Raw genomic sequence first — 6,083 nt, forward strand, 5'->3', positions numbered from 1 at the left:
CAGCAAATCCAGAGCCGACCAGAACTCACCCACCGAACAGGAGGCCACGCCGGCGGCACTGACCGCCTGAACCATCACAACGAAGAATCACACGACGACGTCGCACACCACGTCCCTGGACTTGACCATCCTCTCCTGCGGCGAGAACAACCGATGCACCGAAGTCGAGGACTTCGTCGTGGGCACCCCCGATCGTCGGCTGCCCCTCATCGACTCGCCCGCAAGACAGGTCGGCCGAGGACTCTGTAGCGCTCACAGCGTCGGGCAACTCGGCGCGGCATTGTCCCACTTGACCGGAAATCAACGAACCCCATCGAGAAGCTGGCGTGGCGCAGTGCCTCACTGTACCGGATATCTGGACCACGTAGCTGCAGGCTCGGAGTCGATCGCCTGTGCTTCGTTGACGCTGTCGACAATTCCTATGCGCCAATGGTTCCGGCAATCTCAGCACGAGACTAACCTGCGACGGTGTCTTCGCTAGGGCGTACTTAAAGCGACTCTTGTGTTTGGTGATCCGCGCGGCCAGGATCGGGTACAGTCCGGTGAGCCTCCTCACTACCAACCGGTAGGGTGGCCGCAGATCACAGCTCCTGAAGTGGCGGAAAGGTAAGGACGTGCGACATGCTCCGTTGTTACGCCGCATTTGTGGCCATGCCGTCCTCGGTAAGATCATGAGGCCCCGCCGGTGATATCTCAGAAATCGAGCCTCTTCGACTACGCCCGCGAACAGGCAAAACCGGGCATGGAAGCGGTTGGCGGCTTCGTGAAGATGTGCGTCCTCACGGGCAAGGCATTGTTCCGTACGCCCTTCCAGACGCGCGAGTTCATCCTTCAGGCCTGGTTCCTGATGCGGGTGGCATTCCTGCCTACCGTCGCGGTCGCCATCCCGCTGACGGTGCTCATCATCTTCACACTCAACATCCTCTTGGCTGAGTTCGGCGCCGCCGATGTCTCCGGCGCCGGTGCTGCGCTGGGTGCGGTCACCCAGCTCGGACCGCTGGTCACCGTTCTTGTGGTCGCGGGAGCCGGGTCCACCGCGATCTGTGCTGACATCGGCGCCAGGACCATCCGTGAGGAGATCGACGCCCTGGAAGTTCTCGGCATTGACCCCATCCACCGGCTCGTCGTTCCGCGGGTGATCGCATCGACCTTCGTTGCCTTTCTGCTCAACGGAGCGGTAATCACTATCGGCCTGGTCGGGGGCTTCGTGTTCGGCGTCTACATCCAGAACATCTCAGCGGGCGCATACCTGTCGACATTGACACTGGTCACTGGGTTGCCGGAGGTGGTCATATCGATTGTCAAAGCGCTGACATTCGGCTTGATCGCCGGATTGGTCGGCTGCTATCGCGGTCTCACGGTTTCTGGCGGCGCCAAGGGCGTGGGCACCGCGGTCAACGAGACCCTCGTGCTTTGTGTCATCGCGCTCTTCGCTGTCAACGTCGTCATGACCACAATCGGCGTTCGATTCGGAACCGGTGGCTGACATGGGTGCATCCACCAACACCGGCACGGTGCTGCGTCAGCGCTTCCCGCGCAGCTACGGCCGCGCCCGGAAGGTCGTCGCCGCACCTGCGCGCGGGCTGGACGGTGTCGGCCAGATCGCCTGGTTTGTGGTCACCGCGGTCGGGTCGATCGGCCACGCCGTGCGGTCCTACCGCAAGGAAATGCTGCGTCTGATTGCCGAGATCGGAATGGGAACCGGCGCGATGGCAGTGATCGGCGGCACGGTGGCGATTGTCGGGTTCGTCACCCTCTCGGGTGGCTCGCTTATCGCGATCCAGGGCTTTGCCTCGCTGGGCAACATCGGTGTCGAAGCTTTCACCGGGTTCTTCGCCGCACTGGTCAACGTGCGTATCGCCGCACCGGTGGTGGCCGGTGTGGCGCTTGCCGCAACCGTCGGGGCTGGCGCCACCGCCCAGTTGGGCGCCATGCGTATCAGTGAAGAGATCGACGCACTGGAGGTCATGGGCATCAAGTCCATCTCGTATCTGGTTTCGACGCGGGTCCTGGCGGGCTTCGTGGTGATCATCCCGCTCTACGCAATGGCGATCATCATGTCGTTCCTATCCGCGCAAGTGACCACGACGCTGTTCTACGGCCAGTCGACCGGAACCTACGAACACTACTTCCGCACTTTCCTGCGCGCCGACGACGTCGGGTGGTCGTTCGTGCAAGCGGTGATCATCTCCGTAATCGTCATGCTCAACCACTGCTATTACGGCTACAACGCCAGCGGTGGCCCGGTGGGCGTCGGCGAGGCCGTCGGTCGTTCGATGCGGGCCTCACTGATCGCGATCGTCCTTGTCGTCCTGTTCGCCTCATTGGCGCTTTACGGGACCGACCCCAACTTCAACCTGACGGTGTAGCCATGGCTGACCCGCGCTTCCCACTGAACAAGCCGCGCACGCCGCCGTACAAGCTAGCCGGCCTCGTACTTCTCCTCGTCTTTGGGCTGGTGGCCACGCTGGTGTGGTTCCAGTTCCGCGGCGCCTTCACCCCTCGCGAACAGCTCACCCTAAGAGCCGCGCGCGCCGGCCTGGTGATGGACCCCGGATCCAAGGTTACCTACAACGGGGTCGAGATCGGCCGGGTCGCGGACGTCGTCGCCGTGAACGTGGGTGACCAGCCCGAGGCGATGATCACCCTCGATGTGGATCCGAAGTACATCGATCTGATTCCGGCCAACGTCGTTGCCGATGTCTCGGCGACCACGGTGTTCGGCAACAAGTACGTATCGTTCACCACGCCCCCCGATCCGCAGTCCAAGCGCATCACGAGCAGTGACGTGATCGACGTGCGGAACGTGACCACAGAGTTCAACACGCTGTTCGAGACCGTGGTGTCGTTGGCCGAAAAGGTCGACCCGGTGAAGCTGAATCAGACGCTCACCGCGTCTGCGCAGGCGCTCGACGGGCTGGGTGACCGGTTCGGGGAGTCAATCATCGACGGAAACGCGATCTTGGCCGACATCAACCCACGGATGCCGCAGATCCGCCGTGACACCGAGGCCGTAGCTGACCTCGGTGATGTGTATGCCGCGGCCGCTCCCGACCTATTCGACGGGCTGGAGAACGCAGTCACCACCGCGCGTACCCTCAACGAGCAGCGCGGCAACCTCGATCAGGCCCTTATGGCCGCGGTCGGGTTCGGCAACGTAGGCGGGGATGTCCTGGAGCGCGGCGGCCCATATCTGGTGCGCGGCGTGGAAGATCTGCTACCCACATCGGCCCTGCTCGACGAATACAGCCCGGCCCTGTTCTGCACCGTTCGCAACTACCACGACGTTGAACCGAAGGTCACAGACGCAGTCGGCGGCGCCAACGGCTACTCCCTCAACACCCGGTCAGCCCTCGTCGGCGCCGAGAACCCATATGTGTATCCGGACAATTTGCCGCGGGTGAACGCCAAGGGTGGACCGGAGGGCCGTCCGGGTTGCTGGCAGCCGGTGACGCGAGACCTGTGGCCGGCACCGTACCTCGTGATGGACACCGGTGCGTCGATCGCCCCATACAACCATTTTGAGCTGGGCCAGCCGCTCGCCACCGAGTACATCTGGGGTCGCCAGATTGGGGAGTACACGATCAATCCATGAAAATCACAGGTACTGCGATCAAGTTGGGCGCCTTCTCGCTTGTTCTGCTGCTTTTCACTGCGGTGATCATTGTGGTGTTCGGGCAGCTGCGGTTTGACCGCACGACCGGATATTCGGCCATTTTCAGCAACGCCAGTGGTCTGCGCTCTGGACAATTCGTCCGAGCGGCCGGCGTGGAGGTCGGCAAGGTCTCCAAGGTCGCGCTCCTGGACGGGGGTACCCGTGTGAAGGTCGATTTCGAAGTGGACAGGGAGTTGCCGCTGTTCGACGAGACCACTGCCTCGGTGCGATACCTCAACCTGATCGGCGACCGCTACCTGGAGCTCAAGCGAGGCGACAGCGACCGACGGATGGCCGGCGGCGGCATCATCCCCTTGGAGCGCACCGAGCCTGCGCTCGACCTCGACGCGCTGATCGGCGGCTTCCGCCCCCTTTTCCGGGCGCTCGATCCCGAGAAGGTCAACAACATCGCCCAGTCGATCATCACGATTTTCCAGGGCCAGGGCGGCACGATTACAGACATTCTGGATCAGACAGCGTCGCTGACCGCGGCCCTGGCCGACAGAGACCAGGTGATCGGTGAGGTGATCCGCAACCTCAACACCGTGCTCGACACCACGGTCCGCCACCAGCAGCAGTTCGACGAGACGCTGGTGAACTTCGAAGAACTGATTACTGGTTTGAAGAACCGCGCCGACCCAATCGCGACGTCTGTTGGTGACATCAGCGACGCCGCCGGCACGGTCGCCGACCTGCTGTCGGACAATCGACCGCTTCTACAGGACTCTGTCGGCTACCTCGAGGCCACCCTGCAACCTCTCATCGATCGGAAGGCACAGCTAAATGACCTCCTGATCAAGCTGCCCGACGCGCTGAAGATTGTCGGACGGGCCGGCGGCATCTACGGCGACTTCTTTAACTTTTACCTTTGCGACATCTCGCTGCAGCTTAACGGTCTACAGCCCGGCGGGCCGGTCCGCACGGTGAACATCACCAAGCAGCCCTCGGGGAGGTGCACAGCGCAATGAGAACTCTCGAAGGGTCAAACCGGGTCCGCGGCGGGATCAAGGGCCTCCTCATCTTGGTACTCGTCATCGGCGTAGGGCAGAGCTTCGCCAGTGTGCCGATTTTGTTCGCACAGCCCAAGTATTACGCGCAGTTCGCCGACACCGGCGGCATCAATCCAGGTGACAAGGTCCGCATCGCCGGCGTGGATGTCGGCCAGGTGACCTCGACCGACATCGAGGGCGACAAAGTGTTGGTGGGATACACCCTCGGGAGCACACAGATCGGCATCGACAGCCGCGCGGCCATTCGCACCGACACGATCCTGGGTCGAAAGAACCTCGAGATCGAGCCCCGCGGCTTGCAGCCATTGGGCGCCAACGGTGTCCTGCCTCTCGGCCAGACCACCACCCCTTATCAGATCTACGACGCGTTTTTCGACGTCACGAAGGCGGCGTCGGGATGGGACACCACCACGGTCAAGCAGTCGCTGAACGTGTTATCTGAGACGGTCGACCAGACCTACCCGCATCTAAGTGCCGCACTCGACGGCGTTGCCCGCTTCTCCGACACGATCGGAAAACGCGATGACCAGATCAAGCAGCTGCTGAGCAATGCCAACAAGATCGCCGGCATTCTCGGAGATCGCAGCCAGCAGGTGAATCAGCTGCTGGTCAACGCCCAGACCCTGCTCTCGGCGATCAACGAACGCAGCTACGCGGTAAGCATGCTGCTCGAACGGGTCTCGGCCTTCTCCGACCAGGTCAAGGGCTTGATCGATGACAACCCAAACCTCAACAGGGTGCTCGAGCAGGTCCGGACGGTCAGCGAAATTCTGGTGGAGCGCAAGCTCGGCTTGGTCGACGTGCTAACCACGCTGAGCAAATTCACCGCGTCGCTGGCCGAGTCCATCGGGTCGGGCCCGTACTTCAAGGTGCTACTCGCCAACCTCTTGCCTTACCAGGTCTTGCAGCCGTTCGTCGACGCCGCCTTCCAGAAGCGCGGTATCGACCCCGAGGAGTTCTGGCGCAACGCCGGACTGCCGGCATTCCGGTTCCCGGATCCGAACGGGACGCGCTTACCCAACGGCGCCCCGCCGCCGGCGCCCACCCCGCTTGAAGGCACGCCAGAATTCCCCGGTCCGGCCGTGATACCCGGCTCGCCTTGCTCGTACACGCCACCGGCGGACGGCGTGCCCACCCCTGGTAACCCGTTGCCGTGCGCCGACCTGACGGTCGGTCCCTTCGGCGACAACCCGTTCGGGCCGAACTACTATGGAACACCCAACGTGGCGACCTCCGAGCCCAACCCGAACGGATTGCCGCCCACGCCTGGCATTGCCAGCGCCGGCATTCCGGGACAACCCGCTCCCGCAGTCCCAGGCACCCCGGTGCCGATCGCCCCCGGGCCGCCCGGCGCACGCCACGAGCTGCCCGGACCGTTCCCCGGTCCGACGCAGCAGGGTGGCCAAGCCACCCTGGCG

The 6,083-nt window shown here is 63.2% G+C and carries 5 protein-coding genes; all 5 read left to right on the forward strand.

Annotation, left to right across the window (positions count from 1 at the left end; all coding sequences use genetic code 11):
- Positions 1–742: 742 nt before the first annotated feature.
- Positions 743–1,486: an MlaE family ABC transporter permease gene (locus WA965_RS28950; RefSeq protein WP_526297808.1), complete on the forward strand. Its 744-nt coding sequence runs from the start codon at positions 743–745 to the stop codon at positions 1,484–1,486.
- Between the two features lies 1 nt (position 1,487).
- Entirely contained in the window at positions 1,488–2,369 is an 882-nt protein-coding gene (locus WA965_RS28955; RefSeq protein ID WP_526297796.1) for an MlaE family ABC transporter permease, read from the forward strand.
- Between the two features lie 2 nt (positions 2,370–2,371).
- Positions 2,372–3,595: an MCE family protein gene (locus tag WA965_RS28960; protein ID WP_526297798.1), complete on the forward strand. Its 1,224-nt coding sequence runs from the start codon at positions 2,372–2,374 to the stop codon at positions 3,593–3,595.
- The gene (locus WA965_RS28965; RefSeq protein ID WP_370332584.1) at positions 3,592–4,623 is read left to right on the forward strand and encodes a virulence factor Mce family protein; all 1,032 of its coding nucleotides are present in this window, start codon (positions 3,592–3,594) and stop codon (positions 4,621–4,623) included. The genes WA965_RS28960 and WA965_RS28965 overlap by 4 nt, the downstream gene beginning before the upstream one ends.
- On the forward strand, positions 4,620–6,083 hold a 1,464-nt coding region (locus tag WA965_RS28970; protein WP_526448292.1), incomplete at its 3' end, for a virulence factor Mce family protein. The genes WA965_RS28965 and WA965_RS28970, both read left to right, overlap by 4 nt.

It is taken from the genome of Mycobacterium sp. (genome assembly GCF_049683935.1).
GTDB lineage: Bacteria > Actinomycetota > Actinomycetes > Mycobacteriales > Mycobacteriaceae > Mycobacterium.